15 protein-coding genes are annotated in these 21,738 nt (G+C 38.6%); 2 read left to right on the top strand and 13 right to left on the bottom strand.

What is annotated here, in order from left to right:
- Window positions 1-47: 47 nt before the first annotated feature.
- From JNUCC25_RS07810 to JNUCC25_RS07790, 5 genes are all read right to left on the bottom strand, one after another.
- Entirely contained in the window at window positions 48-1,502 is a 1,455-nt protein-coding gene (locus JNUCC25_RS07810) for a glycoside hydrolase family 68 protein (protein WP_029324202.1), read from the bottom strand.
- Between the two features lie 586 nt (window positions 1,503-2,088).
- Window positions 2,089-3,777: a gamma-glutamyltransferase gene (ggt, locus tag JNUCC25_RS07805; protein WP_454223051.1), complete on the bottom strand. Its 1,689-nt coding sequence runs from the start codon at window positions 3,775-3,777 to the stop codon at window positions 2,089-2,091.
- 230 nt (window positions 3,778-4,007) lie between these two features.
- Entirely contained in the window at window positions 4,008-4,724 is a 717-nt protein-coding gene (locus tag JNUCC25_RS07800; protein WP_029324199.1) for a YjjG family noncanonical pyrimidine nucleotidase, read from the bottom strand.
- Window positions 4,725-4,760: 36 nt separating this feature from the next.
- Window positions 4,761-5,453 carry a Crp/Fnr family transcriptional regulator gene (locus tag JNUCC25_RS07795; protein WP_029324198.1) on the bottom strand — a complete coding sequence of 231 codons (693 nt, stop codon included), beginning with the start codon at window positions 5,451-5,453 and terminating at the stop codon, window positions 4,761-4,763.
- Between the two features lie 171 nt (window positions 5,454-5,624).
- Window positions 5,625-6,998 carry an amino acid permease gene (locus JNUCC25_RS07790; RefSeq protein ID WP_029324197.1) on the bottom strand — a complete coding sequence of 458 codons (1,374 nt, stop codon included), beginning with the start codon at window positions 6,996-6,998 and terminating at the stop codon, window positions 5,625-5,627.
- 290 nt (window positions 6,999-7,288) lie between these two features.
- Between JNUCC25_RS07790 and JNUCC25_RS07785 the strand changes: the two genes are divergently transcribed.
- Both JNUCC25_RS07785 and JNUCC25_RS07780 read left to right on the top strand, forming a co-directional pair.
- Window positions 7,289-7,903 carry a LysE/ArgO family amino acid transporter gene (locus JNUCC25_RS07785; RefSeq protein ID WP_029324196.1) on the top strand — a complete coding sequence of 205 codons (615 nt, stop codon included), beginning with the start codon at window positions 7,289-7,291 and terminating at the stop codon, window positions 7,901-7,903.
- A gap of 185 nt (window positions 7,904-8,088) precedes the next feature.
- Window positions 8,089-9,231 carry a SpoIIE family protein phosphatase gene (locus JNUCC25_RS07780; RefSeq protein WP_013056254.1) on the top strand — a complete coding sequence of 381 codons (1,143 nt, stop codon included), beginning with the start codon at window positions 8,089-8,091 and terminating at the stop codon, window positions 9,229-9,231.
- A 28-nt stretch (window positions 9,232-9,259) separates the two neighbouring features.
- Here the strand turns inward: JNUCC25_RS07780 and JNUCC25_RS07775 are convergent, their stop codons facing one another.
- From JNUCC25_RS07775 to JNUCC25_RS07740, 8 genes are all read right to left on the bottom strand, one after another.
- On the bottom strand, window positions 9,260-10,114 hold the full coding sequence (locus tag JNUCC25_RS07775; RefSeq protein WP_013056253.1) for a CheR family methyltransferase: 855 nt from the start codon (window positions 10,112-10,114) through the stop codon (window positions 9,260-9,262).
- An 18-nt stretch (window positions 10,115-10,132) separates the two neighbouring features.
- Window positions 10,133-12,886, bottom strand: a complete 2,754-nt coding sequence (locus JNUCC25_RS07770) for a CHASE3 domain-containing protein (protein ID WP_454223049.1) — start codon at window positions 12,884-12,886, stop codon at window positions 10,133-10,135.
- Between the two features lie 620 nt (window positions 12,887-13,506).
- Window positions 13,507-14,388, bottom strand: a complete 882-nt coding sequence (locus JNUCC25_RS07765; RefSeq protein ID WP_140456701.1) for a glycine betaine ABC transporter substrate-binding protein — start codon at window positions 14,386-14,388, stop codon at window positions 13,507-13,509.
- Window positions 14,389-14,409: 21 nt separating this feature from the next.
- Window positions 14,410-15,273 carry an ABC transporter permease gene (locus JNUCC25_RS07760; protein ID WP_078081643.1) on the bottom strand — a complete coding sequence of 288 codons (864 nt, stop codon included), beginning with the start codon at window positions 15,271-15,273 and terminating at the stop codon, window positions 14,410-14,412.
- 2 nt (window positions 15,274-15,275) lie between these two features.
- Window positions 15,276-16,529 (bottom strand): quaternary amine ABC transporter ATP-binding protein, encoded by a 1,254-nt coding sequence (locus JNUCC25_RS07755; protein ID WP_013056249.1) that lies wholly within the window; start codon window positions 16,527-16,529, stop codon window positions 15,276-15,278.
- A gap of 80 nt (window positions 16,530-16,609) precedes the next feature.
- Window positions 16,610-17,758, bottom strand: a complete 1,149-nt coding sequence (locus JNUCC25_RS07750; RefSeq protein WP_013056248.1) for an aromatic ring-hydroxylating oxygenase subunit alpha — start codon at window positions 17,756-17,758, stop codon at window positions 16,610-16,612.
- Window positions 17,759-17,824: 66 nt separating this feature from the next.
- Entirely contained in the window at window positions 17,825-18,985 is a 1,161-nt protein-coding gene (gene solA / locus JNUCC25_RS07745) for an N-methyl-L-tryptophan oxidase (protein ID WP_053487048.1), read from the bottom strand.
- A gap of 30 nt (window positions 18,986-19,015) precedes the next feature.
- Window positions 19,016-21,439 carry a GcvT family protein gene (locus JNUCC25_RS07740; RefSeq protein WP_213019858.1) on the bottom strand — a complete coding sequence of 808 codons (2,424 nt, stop codon included), beginning with the start codon at window positions 21,437-21,439 and terminating at the stop codon, window positions 19,016-19,018.
- Window positions 21,440-21,738 lie beyond the last annotated feature (299 nt).

Here is a 21,738-nt window from a genome sequence, read left to right as displayed (position 1 = left end):
AATGGTGATTACAATCACCATTTTCTTTTGTTGCTATTGCAAAGCACTTAGTTTTCATCCACTGTTAACTGACCTTGCTCAAGAACGCTATCTTTTACAACCGATGTTTTTGAACCGTCAATATTTACTAAGAAGCTTGGTGCAAATGTAGAGTGGTTGTCTTCATAAAAGCCTCTATTTGTCATGTAGCTTGTAATAACGACATTATCGCCTTTTGTTTGAGGTACAGCAAAGTGAGAATACGTAAATGTTTTATCATTAGGATCTAAATCCATATGAAGAACTAATCCCGTATCATTTAAAGGCTTATATTTTCCTGTTAACGTATTTGAAACATAGCCTAGCATATACACATCATCTTGTCCGATTCCATCAATCGTCATTTTAGATCCGCGAGAATCAGTGAACAAGTACCATTTTCCATCTTTTTTGAAAATGTTTGCACGTTCAATTTCGTCTGTAACTGTGTTTGAAGTAATAAGCGGCTTCATTACTTTTTTAAGCGTATAGTCATCATTTAACTCAATAATGCCCAAAGCCCCGTTTGCTAAAGAAGCTTTTTCTTTATTAGATCCTTCAAGAAGCTTTTTCTTTTCAGATTGGAAGAAAGGATTGTTTCCTCCGTAGTATGCTCTGTTATATAGAGAGTCTTCGCCTTGATAGCCATCTTCTGTTCCAGTGTTAGCTTCGAAAACAAGGTACTTATGTCCGTTGTCTTCTATGTAATGAGGATCTCTTAGCGTATGGTTATCCCCTGTGTCATAACCGCCTTCATCAATAAACTGCTGAACCGTTTGATAAATCTTTCCGTCACCGTCAAAGATTGACTTGTAATCTTCTACTCCATCAACTTTTAACGTATTATCGTTGGGCTGTGACATGTTTACTTGAGCTGTCGTTAACGTTTGTTTTCCGTATTGTTTACCTGAATAATCCGTGTAGAATAAACGAACTTTACCATCTTTTGTTAACGTGGCAGAACCAGACCATTCTTGTGTTTGATTTTTAAGATGCGGGTCATTCGGAACGAATTTATCGCTGTCTTTAAACACTCTTCCAGCGTTTTTCCAGCTGTCAATAGATTTGTCTCCAGCTTTTTTATAAAAAATATAAACAGACGTGTCATTCGAATCTTTTGGATCACCTGCTAGGGCAAACACAATTTGATATCCATGATAAGTCGCCACTGTTCCGTCAGCGTTTTGTAATGGCCAGCTGTCCCATACATCTAAGTCAATTGTATTTCCCGATGCATCTTTTCCCTTAGCAGAAGCAATGTTTTTAATAGTTGATTCATCAAAAGCAGGAACTTTAAACTGATCACTGTTTTGCTGCTGTGGAATTTTCACCATATTATCGCGAGTAATATGCGAAATTCCGTAGCTATTATTAAAGTCTTTGCTGTCATTTCCTTTAGCAAATGTTTGATATCCCCCGCCTACTAGTAGGGCTGCAGCCAATGTAGCAGCAGTTGTATGCTTAGCAACTCGTTTCATTTTCATATGTTTTCTCCTTTTGTGTTAGTAAAGAATATAAATTTATTAATTCAATTAGCTATCAAAAATCCGAAAACAGAACCGGTTCCGTTCAACCAAAAGATTACTTGGATAAATGACGAAAGTCAAACATGCCAAATGTAGCTATTTCTCATTTTCATCTTTTTCATTGAGCTGTAACTAGGACCAAAGTTTACGTGTAAGAGCCTTTTTTATGTAACCGTTTTTCCAACAAAAGTGGACGGCTTTTTTACATTTCAAACCACGATTTCCAGACGTTGCGTTTTATACTTTCTACATGATTAAACACTTTATCTTTCCAGCATTGAAAACGCTATTCCGTTTTTTATACTTTCCGATCATTTCGTTTTCCTCAATCTCTTGAAAAATTAGTACCTTTTTTTATTATCCGGACATGAAAACGTTCTATTCTTTTTCCTTTCTGAAGATTAGGCTGATAATAATAAAGGTCTAAAGTATGTTTTCAGAAAAAAATTTTCCTTCTTTTTACCTACTTATTTTTATCTTTTTTAATGCATTATACGCTCTCCCTTTTTACAAAAGAGAGAGCGTATAATGCATTTTTTAAATATTAAGAGTCTAAGCCAGTCGCTTTTCCTTCACGGCTGGAATCAGCTGCTCCAAATAAACGGCCGTTTTCTTTATCAATTTGAATACCTTGAACATTTCCGATTGGGAATGGCCCATCTCCAAAATTAAACCCCATGGCTTCTAGCTCTCCTTTGGCATTCATATCCACTCCGGCTTCCCAACCGATAAGTGATCCTGTACTATTAAAAATTCTTGGTTCTTCAATCGCTTCTTTTATATCCATCCCATAGTCTAAGACATTCATAAGCGTTTGAAACACAGACCCTACAATCGTTGGTCCGCCTGGAGACCCTAAAGTGAGTACAGGTTCACTGTCTTTAAAAACGATGGTGGGACTTTTACAGCTAACCGGACGCTTTCCTGCATCCGCTTGATTTAACCCTCCAGGAACAGCATCAAAATCAGTAAGCTCGTTGTTGAGTAAAAATCCATGGTCTTTAACCATAATTCCTGTACCAAAAGGATGTTCCACAGTCGATGTACAAGCGACAATATTGCCCCAGCGGTCAACTACCGTGAAGTGAGTTGTTTCACTAAGCTCACGTTCAGGTTCATAAGGCTGACGCACAACGTTCACTTTTTGGCCTTTCTCATAATCCCACGGGTTGCCAAAATCAACTTTCTCATTTTTATGCTTCCAATTAATTAATTTTTGACGTTCCTTTATATATTCGTCATTTAAAAGCCCTTTTAATGGAATGTCACTGTAGGCTGGATCTCCAGAGAATGCAATTTTATCTGAAAATGCAATGCGCATAGCCTCTGCAAACAAATAATACTTTTCCCAAGATTTCACGTCGTACTGAGACACATCAAAGTCTTCTAATAGCTTTAAGATTTGCAGCACGGTGGCTCCTCCTGCACTAGGCATGTTGGAAGAAGCAATTCGGTATCCTTTATAATCTCCCCACACTGGCTCATCGATCTTAATCTGGTATTCTTTCAAATCCGACAGTTCCATAAAACCGCCGTGCTCTTTGATCGTTGAAATAATGGCTTCTGCAATTTCACCTTCATAAAAAGCCTCGATACCTTTTTCCTGAAGAATGCGAAATGTTTTAGCAAGATCTTTTTTATTAATCATATCTCCTTCTTGTATCGGCTTGCCGTTTGGAGAATATAGCTGCTTAGCATGTTCTCCTAGTCGGTAGGCATATGTTTTTAAAATATCTCCAAGAACCCAGTTTGTTTCCACACCTGCTTCTGCTGCTTTGGCAGCCGGTTCAATCAATTCTGCAAGGGGTTTTGTTCCATACTCTTTACGGGCTGCTTCCATCGCCTTTAAAATCCCTGGAATTCCAATTGCTGTTGCATGAGTAGAACGCTTTCTAAACGGAATAACTTCTTTATTTTCATCAAGAAACATTTCAGGATAAGCTGCTTTAGGAGCCTGCGAATGACCGTCAAAAATTTTAGTTGTTTTGCTTTCATTGTGGTATACCATAAAAAAGCCGCTGCCTCCAATACCGGTCATCATCGGTTCTCCAACGTTGAGCCCAAACTGAACGGCAATTGCTGCATCAATTGCATTGCCTCCAGCTCTTAGCACCTGTTCTCCGGCGTCTGTTGCAATTGGATGAGCACTGGCTACCATTCCTGTTTTTCCAACCGCTGTTTCTCTTCTATATGAACTCTTTCCTGAACGAGATAAACTTTTTCCATTAATCATCTTTTATGACCTCCTAGTTACTTACTTTATCTGGGATATTGGTAAAATACCCTATTGCTTTTGTGATAAAACTGTTTAAATTTGTATTGATTACTTTAGCCATCCTATTTATAGACCAATATCCCTAGCGTATTTTAAGCCTTTGAAAGCCATAAAATAGAAAAAGCGCCAACCCTTTTTGTTTTAAAAAAAGGTTAGCACTTTTTGCGTTCTCTAACGTTTATACACTTTTACACTTGTACCGAAGCTACTTCATTATTTACGTTCAGCAGGTCATAAAGCTCTTGAAGCCTTCCTATTTCATAGGTTGAATTCCAATTTGTATCATTCTTTTTTTCCTGAGGATTAAACCAGCACGTGTCAATACCCGCTAGCTGCCCGCCTTGAATGTCTGCACTCAAAGAATCTCCAACAATTAATGTTTCATGTACGGACAACTCCTTTATACGTGAAAAAACATAATCAAAATATTCCTTCATAGGTTTTTGGAAGCCCGTATCTTCTGAAACAAATACTTCTTTAAAATAAGGATATAGACCCGAGTCCTGAAGGCGCTTATATTGCGTAGCCGATACGCCATTTGTAACAACATATAACTCATAGTGACAGCTCAGGTTTTTAATTACCTCAATTGCTCCGTCAATTAGCTGATGACCATTGTTCAAATACGTTCGGTACTCTACTTCAAGCAGCTTTCCGTCTTTTTCTATTCCATATTCTTTACATAGAGTAGAAAAGCGAGTATTTACAACTTGCTCACGGCTTATTTTATTTTCTTCAAAAGCTGTCCATAACCCCTGGTTTATCAAGCTATAACGTTTTTTGCTTTCCTCAGTCAGCGGAATATCGTGGTTAGCAAAAAGAAGCTGTAAAGCCTGCTCTTCGGCTGCGTTAAAATCTAAAAGCGTATTATCAATGTCAAATAGCAGCGTTCGGTACGTTTTCATTCTTCTCTCTCTCCTTCAACTAATCTATTACTTTGTCTACTCGTATATATTGTCGTTTGCTAGACAGCTCAGTTTTTCCTTATCTTTAAGAATAATGGAGCCTTTCTTTTTTTCAATAACTCCTTGCGCTACAAATTTCTGAAGAACACGATTTAAATGCCGGTAAGTCGTTCCGATTAAATTAGCTATATCTTTTAAGCTTTCTGTTTTTTGATTCATAACCAAATGCGATTCTTCACAAAAAATAGAGAGCAAGTAACTAGCCAGCCGCACTTCAACTGGGTACATTAAATTAAAGCTTAGCGAGTTCGATTTTGCGCAAAACTTTTTTGTGAGCATTTCCAGTAAAAACGTCAGCAGCTGTGGATCATTGCTCGCATGCTGTTTTAATCGTTTGTATGGTATACCGATAACAACTAAAGGTGAAACGGCTTCAACCGTATTCATAATATCAACATCTTGTACATACTCAATATCGCCTATTACTTCAAGGGGCTGTTTAAAGGAAAGAACAAGCGTCTTGCCTTCGGGCGATATGGTATAAACTTTAACCTTGCCTTTCATCAATATGTACAAACAGTGAGACGCATCTCCTTGAGAACAAAGACGTTCCCCTGCCTCGACATCATACAATGACAAATGCGGTAGTAACTCTTTTTTGAAAACCGACTCTAATTTATAAGTATTTATATACTCCAGCAGCTGTTTCTCACTCGTAATTTCCCTCATGTTTTCCTCTCCATCATAACGGTTTCTTTTATTAAACAATAACATTTCCTAAAATAAAAAGGACATATGTCTCAAATAAATTTTTAATTTTTACGTTATGTTCATAGCTCACTTTCAAGATAAATATATACACAAAAAAGACTCTAGCTTGTTCGCTTAGAGTCTTTTTTGCTAAACGCTCTTTTTATTTCTGCCGTATCCAACGTAAATAAAGACGCCAATCAGCATCCAGCCGATTGAATATATCCACGTTTTCATTGATAAGTTAAACATAAGAAAGATACAGCAAAGAATAGCAATAATCGGAATGAATGGCACAAAAGGTACTTTGAAACCGCGTTTTAAATTAGGCTGAGTTTTTCGCAGAGCCAAAATTGAAAATGAAACGGCAGCAAACGTAACAATCGCTAGCATATTTGCTAAATCCGCCAGCTGTTTTAAATCAATAAAACCAGCTACAATCGCCCCTAACGCCCCGACAAGCCATGTCGATATGACAGGTTCACTGTTCTTTCGGTTTACTTTCGCAAAAAGAGACGGCAATAATCCATCATGACTCATTGACATCAGTACGCGAGGCACAACAAACAAATAAGCAAACACGACGGCCATAATACCAATAACGGCTCCTATAGACAAAATAAGAGCTGCCCATTCTTGCCCAACACTATTGAGCGCATATGACAACGCATCGCCTACGTTTAGCTCTTTGTAAGAAACCATCCCTGTTAATACTAACGCAATGACTACATAAATGACTGCACAAACACTTAGTGCAATCAAAATACCTAGCGGCAAGTTTCTTTGCGGATTTTTCACTTCTTCTGCCGACGTAGAAATAGCATCAAATCCGTTATAAGCGAAAAAGACAGAAGCGGCGCCTGCAAAGATTCCTTTCACACCAAAAGGAGTAAATGGATGCCAGTTATTTGTATTAATAAAAAAGACGCCGACGGCTACAAATAAAAGAACAATGCCTATTTTAATTAAAACCATTAAGTTATTTATTTTTTTACTTTCTTTTACCCCTCTCGTTAATAAAAACGACATGCACAGCACAATAAATACTGCCGGAAGGTTAATGATACCTCCGTTGCTCGGTATGGCCGTGAACGATTCAGGAAGTCTAATACCAAATTCAGTAAGCACATTATTCACATAAGATGACCATCCACCCGCTACTGAAGCTAAAGATACCGTATAGCAGCCTACGATGGACCACCCTATTAAATGCGCTACAAATTTCCCTAGTGAAACATATATGTATGTATATGCGCCTCCCGAACTTGGAATAGCTGAACCAAATTCTGCATAACACAGCGCAACAAGAATACAGGCTACTGCAGAAATAACAAAGGAAATGGAAACCGAGGGCCCTGCATCCCTGGCGGCAACTAACCCTGCTATAACCAGAACTCCTGTCCCAATAGTTGCTCCTACTCCCATCAAAATCACATCAAATAACCCTAGTGTCTTAGTTGATTCTTTTGCTGCATTTTCCTCTAACAGCTTGTTAACATCTTTTTTTGCAAACAGATTACTCATGATGACTAACCTCTCTTTATCTCATTACGAATGACTACTTTTTAGTGGTAGATCTTTCTATATATGTAACAGTGAATTATTTTACTACATTTAATTTTCTGTGTAAAATAATTTAGTTTTTTAACTTTTTAATGATTAAAACAAATTTACTAGGGATGTTTTTTTATAACACCATCATGATGTACCCGAACAGACTAAAAACATGTGTTAACAACTTTCTCAAAATTGGCTTCATTCACGATTGCTTTTGTACTATACTAAAGAAAAACTTCATAGGAGCAACGTAAAAGATGAACTTATTTTATTTTCTAAAGGGGTTAGTGATCGGTTTTTCCGTTGCTGCTCCCGTCGGCCCCATTGGTATTTTATGTATTAATCGCACGTTATCTAAAGGGCAATTACACGGATTTGTATCCGGGCTGGGAGCAGCTACAGCAGATGCTCTTTATGGATGCATCGCTGCGTTTGGCCTAACGTTCATTACAACCTTTTTACTAACCCAAAAGATTTGGCTTCAGCTGATTGGGGGATTATTTTTATGTTATTTAGGTGTACAAACCTTTCGTTCTCAACCTGCAGAGCACGCTGCCGCTGCTAAAGGAGGGGGTTTGCTTCGTTCTTATACATCCGTTCTTTTTTTAACGGTTACGAATCCAATGACGATCTTATTTTTTATTGGCGTATTTTCTGGTGTAGGCATTAGTAAATCAGCATTTGATGTTGCTTCTGCTTTGACAATGGTTGCAGGCGTATTTTTAGGATCGGCCTGCTGGTGGCTTTCGCTCAGTTTTGCTATTAGTCTTGCCCGGTCGAAGTTTACGAATAACAGCTTGATCTGGGTAAATCGTATTTCGGGAGCAGTTGTACTGACTTTCGGGATATTTGCGTTATACAAGTTGCTATAAAAAGTAATCCGTCTCCTTTTATGGGAGTAAATTACTTTTTTGATAAAAAAGAATAATCTTAAAAAATACCCTAAACGCTGTCTTTTCTGTATAATAGATAAATAGAAAAACAGAAAAAGTATAAAAATGCTTGAAAACTACATACTCAATCATTAGTCTTCAAACATAATAAGGGGAAATAAAGCATGACCATTCTTCTAGTAGATGACAATCAAGTCAATCTATTTGTGATTGAAAAAATTTTAAAAGGTGCTGGCTACGATAACTGTGTGTCTCTTACGTCTGCCCATGCCCTTTTCGACTATCTTAACCTGGACGATGAGAACTCAAAAACGAATTCGGTCGATTTGATCTTACTTGATATTATGATGCCCGAAATTGATGGAATTGAAGCCTGCAGGCGAATTCAACAGGTAGAACGCTTAAAACATATTCCAATTATCTTTGTCACAGCTCTAGAAGACAGCAGCAAATTAGTAGAAGCTCTAGACGCCGGCGGAACAGATTACGTCACAAAGCCGATTAATAAAGTGGAACTGCTGGCTCGTATGCGGGTAGCCTTACGCCTTAAAGCAGAAATTGACTGGCACACGGAACATGAAAAGAAAATTCAAACTGAGTTAGATTTAGCTACGCACGTACAGCAAAACTTACTCAGTCCCCCTTTACGAGAGAAAGATATTCAAATGGAAGTTTCATATTATCCTTCTTTTAAATTAGCGGGTGATATGTACTATTGGCACAAAATTGACGAGCATCGGTACGGAATTATTCTTTTTGATATGATGGGGCACGGCATCTCTGCCTCGCTTGTTTGTATGTTTATTTCGTCTGTGCTCAGAGAAGCTATCAAGTCTCTCATAGACCCTGAGCAGGTTATTACAGAGTTGAATCGCTACATGGAATTATTGCACAGCGAAAAAGATGAAATCCCTTACTATTTCACTGCTATTTATTTAGTGATTGATACGGAAGCTAAGACAGTAGAATATGTGAATGCCGGGCATCCAGAAGGTTATATGTTAGTGGATGAACATACGCTCGTTCCTCTTCAACGAGGAAGCTGTCCTGTAGGGTTTTTTGAAGAAATGGACGTTCAGAAATCTGTTGTCAGCTTTGAAAACGATGTGCAAATTTTGCTATTTACAGACGGAGCTCTTGAATCAATGGGCCCTTGCGAAAATGAATCTGCTCTTCGTCTTCAAAAGCTTACTGAACAAAAATGGACAAATCCGCAGACATTTATGAATGAAATTTTTTCAGAAGAACAAAAGTTAAATCAGCCTGATGACATGTGCGTGCTTATGATTCAAGCACAAGCAGAATAAAAAAAGACCTCATAAATGAGGTCTTTTTTTATTGTTTTTGATAGATGCGCTCGTTCCCTGCAAACTCGATATAAGAAGCTGCTCCTTCAGCAAAGCGAAGCGTTTCTTTATCACCAAGCCCAAGAAATCCTTTTGCACACAGGCTTTCTGAAAATAAATTATACACTTGATTTTGCAGCTGAGCTGTAAAATAAATAAGGACGTTTCGGCAAATGATGACGTGAAATTCATTAAATGACTGATCCGTGACTAAATTATGCTGAGCAAAGATAATATTTTTTAACAGCGACGGATGAAAATATGCATAGTGATGGTCCGTCTGATAATATTCCGAGAAGGCGTTCTTTCCACCGGCTTGAATATAATTTTTTGTATATGACTTCATTTTACGTAAAGAAAAGGCACCTTGTTTTGCTTTTTCTAATACATCTTCGTTCATATCGGTTGCGTAAATGACCGTTTTATCCATTAACCCTTCTTCTTCTAAAAGAATCGCCATAGAAAATACCTCTTCACCCGTTGCACAGCCAGCGTGCCAAATGCGAATTTCCGGATAATCCTTTAATACCGGAATCACTTTTGTGCGAAATGCTTTAAAAAAGCTTGGATCGCGAAACATCTCTGTTACATTTATCGAAAAATCATTTAAAAGCTGATTCATAAATTCTTCTTCATGAATCGCTTTTTCTAACAATCGAGATACGGTTGGAATACGTTCAATTTTCATTCGATTATAGACCCGGCGACAGATAGAAGATTTAGCGTACTGTCTGAAATCGAATCCTGTTAATCGATAAATAGCCGTCAGCAGTAAATCAATCTCTAAATCTGTTTTTTTATTCATAACTAAGTCTTCACTTAAATCTAGGTGCTTCATATCCATTTATGTTTCATACCCCGCTTAATTTACTAGCCATACACGCATAACGGAGAACAGCTGATTTAAATCTAAAGGTTTGCTGATATAATCTGATGCTCCAGCTTCCAAGCATTTTTCACGATCATTTTTCATCGCTTTAGCGGTTAGTGCAATAATAGGCAAATCACCAAGCTTTAGCTCTCCTCTAATTTTCTGCATCGCTTCATATCCGTCCATTTGCGGCATCATAATATCCATTAAAATGAGATCAAATGGTTCACTATTCTTCATCATTTCAAGACACTCTATTCCGTTATGAGCTGTCATAATGGTCATACCTTGTTTAGCTAGCGCAGTTTTTAAGGCAAAGATGTTGCGCTGGTCATCATCTACGATGAGCACTCGCTTATCCTGAAACACATTTTCATCATCTGGCAATGAAGGTTCAACTGGTTGTACAGGATGGTCAATTTCAGTTATTTCTGCTTCAGGTTCAGCTTCTTCTATAGATACTGCTACTTCTTCATATGCAAAATTTACTTTTTCATAGTCAACAAGACCGTTAGAGAGACTAGGAAGATAGAGTGTAAACGTACTTCCTTTTCCTACTTCACTGCTTAGGGAAATCCAGCCGCCCAATAATTTTGCAAACTCACTGCAAATAGATAAGCCAAGTCCCGTTCCTCCGTACTTGCGAACCGTAGCTCCATCCGCCTGCTGAAACGCTTCAAAAATAAGCTGATGCTTTTCTTTTGGTATACCAATCCCTGTATCAGCTACAGCTATTTCTAGCCAGCAATCCGTATCCACTGTACGCATAGCTGTTGTAAGACGATGGTCAGCCACTCGTTGAATGGATACTGTGACAGATCCCGATTCCGTAAATTTAAATGCATTTGATAAAAGATTTTTCACAATTTGCTGGAATCTCTTTTCATCTGTGTGAATGATGTTCGGTACATCTTGTGCTTTATTAATTTTTAATTGTACTTTTTTCTGTTCAGCAACGTGGCTGAAATTACGTTCAATTTGATCTGGAAGCTCACTCATATTCATCTCAGCAAGCAAGACATCTAGTTTTCCAGACTCTACTTTTGATAAATCCAAGATGTCGTTGATTAATGCCAACAAGTCTTTTCCTGAAGAATGAATAATACGAGCATATTCTTCTTCATCTTCAGATAGCGTTTTAGCCGCGTTTTCCTCAAGCATTTCAGACAAAATAAGAATGCTGTTAAGCGGTGTTCGAAGCTCGTGCGACATATTAGCAAGGAATTCAGATTTGTATTGAGAATTCAATTCCAGCTGATGCGCTTTTTCTTCTAAATCTTCTTTTGCAGCCTCTAATTCAAACGATTTTTCTTCTGCATCTTTTGTTCTTTCTTCTAGCTGCTCATTAATCATACGCAGCTCTTCAGACTGCATTTGCAGTTCTTCTGATTGTGTTTGAAGTTCTTCAGACTGAGCCTGGAGCTCTTCTGTCATCGCCTGAGATTCTTTTAATAGACGGGCAATTTCCATACGTCTGATTACACCATTGATAGTGAGACCAAGCGTTTCAATCACTTGACTAATAAGTTCTTGCTCTAAAACTGTAAATTCGTGCAGCGATGCCAGCTCGATAACTGCAATTACTTCATCTTCAAACAAGACGGGTACAATAAAAATACTCTTAGGTTTTACGTCTCCTAATCCTGAAGCAATGAGCTGGTACGTGTCAGGTACCTCGTTTATGACAAGGGTTCTTTTTTCTAAAGCAGCTTGTCCAATGAGCCCTTCGCCTATCAAAAAGCTCTCTCTTCCCGCGTCGCCTTTTCTATCTGCAAAAGCAGCTTGTTTGACGAATAGATCTCCTTTATCATTTTCCTCTCGAACATAAAATGCTCCGAAAGAAGCTCCTGTCATTTCTGAAACCGTAAAGAGAAATTTTTCCGCAAGCTTGTCTACAGATGCTATGCCTTGGTACATCGTTACAGCATGAGCAATGTTCGTTTGAAGCCAGTTTCGCTCTTCAATATTTTCTAACAACGCGTTCGTGGCTATCCCTAAATCTTTAATTTCATCATTAGATCGAACTTTAATTCTTCCTTTTAACTCGCCTTTTGAAGCCGTAATTCGTTTGATCGTTTGCGTAACTTCTTTAATCGTATTCACAATGGACTTGGACAAAACAATAGCGATAGCAAGTGAAATAAGCGTAACAAATAACAGCAAACCGTAAAGTCCAATTTTAATTTTTTGATTTTTCTCGTCTAACTCTGTTGCTCTTGTTTCAGTCGATTTTTTCTCTACATTTCTAAAAGAAGTAAACTGGCTGCGTATATCGTCCATATACTGGCGCCCAGGATCTTTCTCAAAAAACTGCTGAAGCTCTTTTGTATTATTTTCTTTTTTTAATGCAATGGTCGGTTCACCAGCAGCTTCAATCCAGTCTTGAATGCTTCCTTTAATCTTCTCCAGTTTCTCCTGCTGATTTGGATTATTATTTAGAAGCTGATACAGTGCATTATAATCTTTTTCCCAACTTGATGCTGCGCTGTTATAAGGTTCTAAGTAACTCGCTTCTCCTGTAATAATATAGCCTCTTTGTCCGGTTTCCATATCGAGCAGGTGTTTTTCAATTCGATTGGTCAGATCATGCACTTCAATATCATGATCAATGATAAAATTTCGTTCTTTTTGCAAAGATGAAATTTGACTGTTTAAAACAATAAATGCAATAAATAAACAGACAATAACAATTAAATATCCAATAATAATTTTGGATTTGATGCCAAACCTCATTTTCTTTTCCATAATGTTCCTACTTTCATTCTAGATATTCTTCTAGAAGCATTCGAAAAACATGTTTATTTTTGCCGCTGGACAATTTTACTTTCAGTACACACTCTCCGCTCCATCTTCCTTTACTTGATAGGGCTTCTCTCTTTTTCCTATCAATTCAACATTCCTATTATACACTCTATTTTTGTACAGAAGAATATTTATTGTACAAGAGGGAAAGATTAATTTTCCAGTTTGTAAATATCTATTTTCAAGCTGTCTGTAAAAATAGGCCCATGCTGTTAAAAGCATGAGCCTATCTTACAATATTTTTGTACACAATAAGGTAATGAAAAGTAATTTATGCTTTGGGGAATCACATAAATTATGACAACATAGGTATAAATAAATACTTACATGCGAAACGTAAAGCATTCATTATTTAAATTGTACTTGGATAATAGAAAGCAGTGCCACTTTTTTAAATTTAAATATATTTTTTTAATTTACATATCAGGTTAAAAAACTTTCATTTATTGAGCTTTTACCGACCTTGATCCGTTAGAAAAGCTGCAGATAAAAAGTTCTCCCACAAAAAAACCGTCTCTAAGTCAATAGCTTCACTTATGAGACAGCCTTTTCTTTTCCTTTTATTATTTTACCCAGCTTTCCGTCACTTTTTTATTTTTAGAAATCCAGTTTTTCACGCCTTTTGTTTCGTCTTTTGCACTGTTAATTTCTGATTCCAACGATGCCAATTGATCAGCACTAATAGAAAAATCTTTCAGCCACTTTGCTGCTTCTGGATAATCTTCTTTAAATGCCTTTTTGCTAATCGACTGTATTTTTTCAGGTCCAGTTGGATTCATCGTATTTTTGGGATCTTTTAAGTATCTGAGATTATACTTTTCAAAAGCCCAGTGCGGGCGCCATAACGTAACAACAATGGGTTCTTTATTAGCAATGGCTTTATCTAATTCCGATAACATGGCGGCTGTGCTGCTTTCTACTAAATTCCAGTCTGTTAACCCATAGCTTGGCATCGCATGATCTTTAGTAAGACCGTTTATTCCAGATCCTGGTTCAATACTAATAATCTTTCCGTTAAACTCATCTTTCTTATTTTTTAAATCAGCTAGTGACTGCGCATCTACGTAGTCGGGAACGGCCAATCCGCTATCTGCTTGATCATACCAAGTATCGAGCACATCAACTTGTTTTCCAAATCTTTTCATATAAGAACTATGGGTGGTCGGCATCCATACATCCAAAAATAAATCAATGTTTCCTTGAGCAACTCCTGAGAAAAGCGGAGCTACGTCGCTTTGAACTGCTTTAACTTTATAACCTTTTTCCTCTAATAATTCCTTCCATAGAAACGTAACAGCTACGGCTTCGTCCCATGGTATGTATCCAATTGTAATTTCTTTTTTAGTCGTGGTGCTGCTTGCCGTATTGCTATTGCCACATGCGGAGACAAGCAGCATAATGACGATTGTTAGCATAATAAAAGAAATTTTTTTTGATTGTTTCATATACTCCCACCTTTATTCATTTTATTCACTTGATTGAATACCTTCTCTTTTTTGAGTAGAAAAGTGCGTCAGACGATCTAAAATAACGGCAATAATGACAACTGCAATCCCACCGATAAATCCTAAGCCTACATCCAACATACTGATGCTTCTTAATACCTCAGCACCCAAGCCCCCTGCACCGACCATTGAAGAAATAACAACCATCGAAAGAGATAGCATAATAACCTGGTTTACACCCGACATAATCATAGGCAAAGCGAGCGGCAGCTGGACTTTAATTAATTTTTGCCATTCCGTCGCTCCAAAAGCTTCTGCCGCTTCTAAAGTGGTTTGGGGAACTTGCTGAAGTCCAAGCAGCGTCAGACGAACGGCAGGCGGCATTGCGAAAATAAAAGTAGCAATAAGAGCTGTAACATTCCCTAATCCAAATAAAAGTACGGACGGAATTAAGTAAACAAAAGCAGGCATTGTTTGCATAATATCAAGAATGGGCTTTATCACTGCTCCAACTTTGTTAAAACGGTGTGATAATATGCCTAAAGGAACGCCAAATAGAAGTGAGATAATAGTAGAAGCTAAAACGAGAGATAAGGTCAGCATCGATGCTTCCCATAAATTCAAGCTAATAATAAGAAGTAAACCAAAACACGTAAATACAGCTATCTTCAAATCTGTTAACCATAGCGCTAATAGAACAAAAACAACGACCGTTACTAGCGGAGGAGAAGCGGTCAATACCCATTCGAGACTGCTTATTAAGCTGGTCATTATCTGGTTGATTCCAGTAAATACACCTGAAAAACTATCAATCATGTAATCAACAAATGAGTTTGCCCATTTATCTAAAGGGATACGAGGAATCGTCGCGGAATTTACCATCATATTTATCGGACCTCCATTTGATATGACTTAACTTCTTGTTGCTCGGTCACTGCAGTACGCTCAGTGAGATTTGCAATAAGAGTGTTTGGGGAAATCATACCTTGTAGGCGATGATGATTATCAACAATGACTACAGGCGAATGACTGTCTGTAAATAAAGGAATCATTTCTTGTAAAGACATATCCGGATTAACACAATGCGGCTGTGTCATTTCTTTTCCTTTTAAATCATGCTTATGAGCTTCTATCAGCTCCATCACCGTATAAATGCTTATTAAGCCCAATAAGCGGTCAGCACTATCAAGAACAAAAATAGTAGATAAATGATTGGTTCTCATTCTTCTTAATACGACTTGCGGTGATTCATACTCATAGGCAGCCGTTTCTACCGGAACCACCGCGTCTTTAGCAAGGCGAATTTTGCCGTAATTAACGTCTTGAACAAGCAGCTTTACATAACCAGTTGCCGGTTGACTTAAAATATCTTCAGCGGTTCCAAGCTGTACAATTTCCCCATCTTTCATCACGGCAGCCCGGTGGCCTAAAGTTAATGCTTCATCCAAATCATGCGTCACAAAAATAACTGTTTTTTGTACTTCTCCCTGAATATCAAGAAATAGCTTTTGCATATCTCTTCGAATAAGAGGATCTAAAGCTGAAAAAGGCTCATCCATCAGCAAAATCTCCTGTTCAGAAGCAAGAGCTCTGGCTAATCCAACCCGCTGCTGCATACCTCCTGATAATTCATAAATTCTTTTATAAGCTTGTCCATTTAAGCCCACCATTTCAAGCGCTTTTTTCCCTCGCTTTTCTCTTTCGTTTGCTGATACACCTTGTATCTCTAGACCGAACGTAATGTTGTCAATCACGGTGCGGTTTGGAAGGAGGCCCACATTTTGAAAGACCATCCCAATTTTATTTCTCCGGACTTCCTGAAGCTGTCTTTTTGGCATATGAGAAATATCTGTGTTTTCTAGATATACCGTCCCTTCCGTCGGTTCTACAAGCCCGTTCAAGCATCGAAGTAAAGTAGATTTCCCGCTTCCTGATAATCCAATTAACACAAAGGTTTCTCCCTTTTTTACTTCGAAATGAGCATTGTAAATAGCAACGGTTGTCTTAGTAGCTTGTTCGACTTCATATTTACTTTCTCCAGCTTCTCGTAGCTTAAGAGCCTGTTCTTTTTGGCGACCAAATACTTTTGAAACATCGGTAACGCGGATAATGGGTTCTGTTAGTTTAGAACTTGTACTCAATTTATTTCCCCCTTATTTTAAAGTAGATTGTTAGAGGTGGTCTGACACCTTAAGGTAACGTATCAGACCACTTCTACTTACTATTCGACCTTCATACCGATTGCTTCCAATACATAATTGTAAAAATGAGAAACGTGCTGTTCGATAGGTACTAAAATACCTCCTTCTTTATAAGATTTTGAGCTCATATTTTCTTGACACCACTCACACGCTTCAAAGTCTTGTAAATTAACGCGGTGAAATAATTCCACGGCATCTTTTGGGTCAAAATCAGGCTTAGCCATTTCTTCCGGGTCGAATAACCATTCACAAATCACTTTAGACTTTTCCGCACTAATTGGAATAATACGATGAATAATAACGTGATCCGGTGTTAAATTGATAAATACAAGCGGCAGAACGGTAATGCCAAAATACGTGCGGTCATCTTCAGGAAGCAATCCTTTTAGCATAGGACGGCTTCCTTTCCCGCTGATTGAAAAAGCTTCTAATTCATTCCCAAACTTAGCTCCGCCTCCCACGGAACTTTGAGTGCCGATTCCCGAACGAAATTCAGGCAGCGTTGCCGTAAGTTCAGGATGAATAGAGGAACAGTGATAGCACTCTTGAAAGTTTTCTACAATAAGCTTCCAGTTTGCCTCGACTTCATATTCTTCACGATGAGCGGATTTCAAGTTTTGAATTTCATATCTAGCAAACGTATAAAGTTCTCCAAACCGATCAAAAATTTGTGCGTCTAGCTGATATTCAACAGACATAGGATTGTCAGATAAATTAACCCAAACCATGCCGTGCCACACTTCAATGTGAACGGATGTTAGTCCGTAATTTTCATTATGCACGAGTTCTTCTCGACAGTGGCTTGTGTTAGGAACACCTACTAAATCACCATCTAAGCTATAGCTCCACGAATGATATGGACAGCGAATGACACCTGCTTTACCGGATGCTTGGCTGCACAGCTTAGCTCCTCGATGCCGACATACGTTCAAGAATCCACGCAGCACGTGATCTTTTCCTCTAGTAATTAAAATATTTTCGCCTTCAACTCTCGTCGTAATATATTGTCCTGGTTCTGCTATTTCGTATTCAAATGCAACTAAACTCCATGATTTAGAAAATATATGATCTTTTTCTAACTTAAAAATGTCCGAAGATGTATACAGCTCTCCTTTCAACGTGGGCTCAAGTCTCCCATTATCATTCACTAAACCATGTTCCATAACCATCTACTATTCCTCCTTCGCTTCTTTAGAAACATTTAAATAGAACCATTCGCAAGAGCTGACGACGATTTATACTATTTTATTCGCCGCAAATCGCTGCGGAGTAAACAAATCAATTGGGTGATTAGTTTTTCCCTCTATCACTAAATCTGCTAAAATCTCTCCTACTACGCTTGCAAACTTAAAACCATGTCCAGAAAATCCCGCTGCAATCGCTACTTGAGGATATTCAGGATGCAGTGAAATGACAAAATGTTCATCTGGTGTATTGGTATACATGCACGTTTTCCCTTGTAAAAATCGACCGTTAAGCTGCGGAATACCTTGAGCTAAATAGTGCCGCATCATGTTCACTTCGTCTTCATATATATTTCGATCAATCGTTTCCGGCGTACACGCTGTTCCTTTTCGGAAAAACGCCACTTTTGCTCCTTCAGCCTTTAATCCAAAAGAAGGGAAACCATACAACTGTACATAATCATCTGCTTCCCAAATATAAATCGGCTGTTTTCCCACTGAAAAAACATCTATTCCTTGTGTTGGTTCAAAAAACATTTGCACATGACGCTCTACTTGTAAGCTAACACCTAAATCCCGTAATAAATCGGGTGCCCAAGCGCCTGCAGAAATAATGATTTTTCCAGCTTCGTATATTCCATTAGCTGTTACAACGCGCACGCCTTCACCAGAAGGATGAGCTTCCCACGACACCACTTCCTTAAAAAAATGAAGCTCAGCTCCGTACTTTTCTGCTTGAAGAAGGTGAGTATATACGCTCGCTTCCGGCCTAACGAATCCAGCTCTTTCTTCATATAGAGCAACCGTAGCAGGTGAAGGTGTAAACGCCGGAAACCGTTTGTAAATATCCTTTGCTTCTAGAATCTCATACGCAAGATTCCACTGTTTAGAGCTTTCGATGCTTCCAGAAACCGTCAAGCTATCAGGAGGTCCCATCATAAGTCCACCGGTAACCGTAAGAATTTCTTGACCGCTTTCTCTTTCAATTTCATTCCATAATTCGTAGGCGCGAAGCAATAATGGAACGTAAGCAGGGTCTTCAAAATACGACTGTCGAATGATTCTAGAACCGCCGTGACTCGATCCTAGGTCATGAGCGGGACCGTATTGTTCTAACCCCAATACCCGCTGACCTTTTTTGGCGAGCTGATAAGCAGCCGTACTCCCCATAGCTCCTAATCCGATAATAATGACATCATAATGTGTTGACATCTGCATTCCTCCTGTCTTTCGATTGATCAATTAAACTACCGCTGGGGAGTGTGTCATCATTTTTGCTTTATAACGCTGACCAAAGTATTCAACTTCTAAAACCATTTCTTCATGTACAGCTTGAGATAATAAAGTGTATACAATTCCTTTTCCTAAGCTGTATGAATAGCCGGCACTTGTAACAAATCCGAGGGCTGTTTCCCCATAAAAGACCGGTTCATATCCCATTACTATCGCTGAAGGATCATCTAATATGAGCGTCGCTAATACTGTTTCAGAATCTTTTCGCTGACGATCAAGCAATGCCTCTTTCCCAATAAAAACTGGTTTTGTTAAATCAACCATTTCATGAAGGTTAACTTCATATGGATGATGCTCGCTCCAAAAGTCTTTCCCGCTTTTTAACGAAAAAGATTCAATTCGAAGGTTTTCAAGAGCTCGGTCTCCCGCGGCAATCAGCTGATAAGGCTGTCCTTGTTCAATTAATAAATCCCATAAATTCAGGCCTTGATCAGAAGTCGTAATCAACTCCCAGCTCTCCATTCCCCCGTAGGAATCACGCAGAGCAAGAACTGAACTATTTTCAATAAACAGGGTTTTCGCTTGCCCTTGAAGCCAAGTGCTGCTAAGGTCTGAGCGTTGAACCACGGACTTCATTACTCCTGTAGCTTTAGGACCAATTAATGCTATACTGCATGTCCCTGACGTTACATCTTGAAAAACAACTTGACCGTCTTGAGGCACGTGTTTTTGAATCCAGCTTGCTTCTACAGCTCCCGTACAAACAATCAAGAAAGTGGATATATTTTTGCGAATAACCGTTATTTGATCTTTTATGCCGCCTCGCTCATGCAACATACACGTACGTATGCTTTGACCTACTGTAATGTCTATATTTCCTGTCGTTAGCTTCTGTAAAAACTGGAGAGCTCCTTCCCCTTTAATCTCCAACCTTTTCTTTGCTGCCGTTGTATCGTAAATCGCTGCGTACTGACGAGTATGCAACTGTTCAGCTTCGATAATTGGTGACCAATATTCAGCGGACCACCCCTTTCTTATTACCATCTTCTTTTCATATGTGGATATAAGCGGATAGTTAGCTTCATACCACTGCGGCTGCTCCCACCCTGCTTTTTCGTTAAAATACGCTTTTAGTTCTTGCTGACGCATATAAAATGGACTTACGCGCATGTTTCGCGATACTTTTCGCTGCATAAATGGATGATGAATGCTATAAACCTCTTCATACTCTTCAATAGACCGCTGTTTGTAATAAACAGGGCTGCATGCATACGTATCGAAACGATTAATATCGCATAGCTCCAAATCCACAGTCGGAGCACCATTCATCACCCATTCGGCCATTTGCCTAGCGACACCCGCAGAGTGCGTTACCCATATGGCTTCCGCTACCCAAAATCCCCCTACTGCTTGTGATTCGCCAAGCAGCGGCATCCCATCAGGTGTGAATGAAAAAATGCCATTCATTCCTTTTTTTATTCCTGCTTGTTTTAATGCCGGAATTAATTCCATTGCATCTTCCCACGGTTTTTCAAAATCTTTTGGTGTAAAGGGTTTAACAGAAGGCATTTCTTTTGTTTCTCCGTATTTTGTAATGTCACTGAGTTCGACTGGAAACGGCTCATGCTGATATGATCCAATCCCAAGCCCTTTCTCTACCTGACGAAAATAAATTGCATTATCCTGATCTCGAATAAGAGGAGTCGCGGTTTCTTCCGTTTCTCCGTTTAATTCAAGTAAATCATTTGTAAACACATATTGATGAGCCATCGGCTGAAGAGGAATCGTTACACCGACCATTTCTCCGATGCGAGGTCCCCAAAATCCGGCACAGCACACGATTACATCTGCTTCAAATTTTCCAGCGCTCGTGTACACTGCTTTTACTTGACCATTTGTCACTTCGATATTCGTCACTTCTGTATGACCGTAAAATTCTACTCCGCACTCTTTAGAAAAACGAGTCATTTTATCAACGGCATGCAAAGGTTTGGCAATACCGTCTGACGGAACATAGAGACCTCCGCAAATACGCTCAGGACAAATCAGCGAATTTTTTTCCGCGCATTCCTGCGGTGAAAGAAGAAAAGCTTCGATTCCCCATGAGCTGGCAACACCAGCCTTTCTCTTTAGGTCTTCTAATCGCTCGGATGTACGGGCAACTTCTAAACTGCCGACCGGGTAAAAAGAGCGCTGTTCATCTGTACTCAACTCTTTAAAGGTCTCGACCGTTTGAGAAGCTAGTGTTGTCAGGATTTTTGAAAAGCTAAGCTGAAATACAAGCCCCGGAGCGTGAGAAGTAGATCCTCCCGTTTCAAACAAAGGGCCTTGCTCAATCACTGTTATGTTTCTTTGCCCCATTTTACTTAAATAGTAGGCAATGCTGCACCCGACAATTCCAGCTCCTATGACTACTATCCTCTTATGTTCCATCACTTCATATCTCCCTCCTTTTTTGGTTTAAAGATGTTAAATATTGTCGATAGTTAATTATATTTTTAATATTCATAATTTTCAAAGTATTTTGTCAAAAAGTGTGACATAGATTTTTTTGCACTTTCTTCCGCTAATGTTCGGATAACGCTTTCTTAACTTTAAAATCCCAGAAAAACCGCCGTCTTTTTCTTTTGAATAACGAATTTTAAAGAAACTATCTATCTGTCAAAATGACTCTTATCAATGAATGGTTATACTAAAAATGACGGAAAGAAGATAGCTAAAATAACTTAGCT

The sequence above is a fragment of the Priestia sp. JNUCC 25 genome, from assembly GCF_053667915.1.
This window is presented reverse-complemented; position numbering and strand designations above follow the sequence as displayed.

Excerpts from the sequence above, each read along its gene's own strand:
- JNUCC25_RS07790 (WP_029324197.1), bottom strand. The coding sequence starts at position 6,998 with ATGAGTAATCTGTTTGCAAAAAAAGATGTTAACAAGCTGTTAGAGGAA.
- ggt (WP_454223051.1), bottom strand. The coding sequence starts at position 3,777 with ATGATTAATGGAAAAAGTTTATCTCGTTCAGGAAAGAGTTCATATAGA.
- JNUCC25_RS07760 (WP_078081643.1), bottom strand. The coding sequence starts at position 15,273 with ATGATGGTAAATTCCGCGACGATTCCTCGTATCCCTTTAGATAAATGG.
- JNUCC25_RS07775 (WP_013056253.1), bottom strand. The coding sequence starts at position 10,114 with ATGGATATGAAGCACCTAGATTTAAGTGAAGACTTAGTTATGAATAAA.
- JNUCC25_RS07795 (WP_029324198.1), bottom strand. The coding sequence starts at position 5,453 with ATGAGGGAAATTACGAGTGAGAAACAGCTGCTGGAGTATATAAATACT.
- JNUCC25_RS07750 (WP_013056248.1), bottom strand. The coding sequence starts at position 17,758 with ATGGTTATGGAACATGGTTTAGTGAATGATAATGGGAGACTTGAGCCC.
- solA (WP_053487048.1), bottom strand. The coding sequence starts at position 18,985 with ATGTCAACACATTATGATGTCATTATTATCGGATTAGGAGCTATGGGG.
- JNUCC25_RS07770 (WP_454223049.1), bottom strand. The coding sequence starts at position 12,886 with ATGGAAAAGAAAATGAGGTTTGGCATCAAATCCAAAATTATTATTGGA.
- JNUCC25_RS07810 (WP_029324202.1), bottom strand. The coding sequence starts at position 1,502 with ATGAAAATGAAACGAGTTGCTAAGCATACAACTGCTGCTACATTGGCT.
- JNUCC25_RS07785 (WP_029324196.1), top strand. The coding sequence starts at position 7,289 with ATGAACTTATTTTATTTTCTAAAGGGGTTAGTGATCGGTTTTTCCGTT.
- JNUCC25_RS07780 (WP_013056254.1), top strand. The coding sequence starts at position 8,089 with ATGACCATTCTTCTAGTAGATGACAATCAAGTCAATCTATTTGTGATT.
- JNUCC25_RS07800 (WP_029324199.1), bottom strand. The coding sequence starts at position 4,724 with ATGAAAACGTACCGAACGCTGCTATTTGACATTGATAATACGCTTTTA.
- JNUCC25_RS07765 (WP_140456701.1), bottom strand. The coding sequence starts at position 14,388 with ATGAAACAATCAAAAAAAATTTCTTTTATTATGCTAACAATCGTCATT.
- JNUCC25_RS07740 (WP_213019858.1), bottom strand. The coding sequence starts at position 21,439 with ATGGAACATAAGAGGATAGTAGTCATAGGAGCTGGAATTGTCGGGTGC.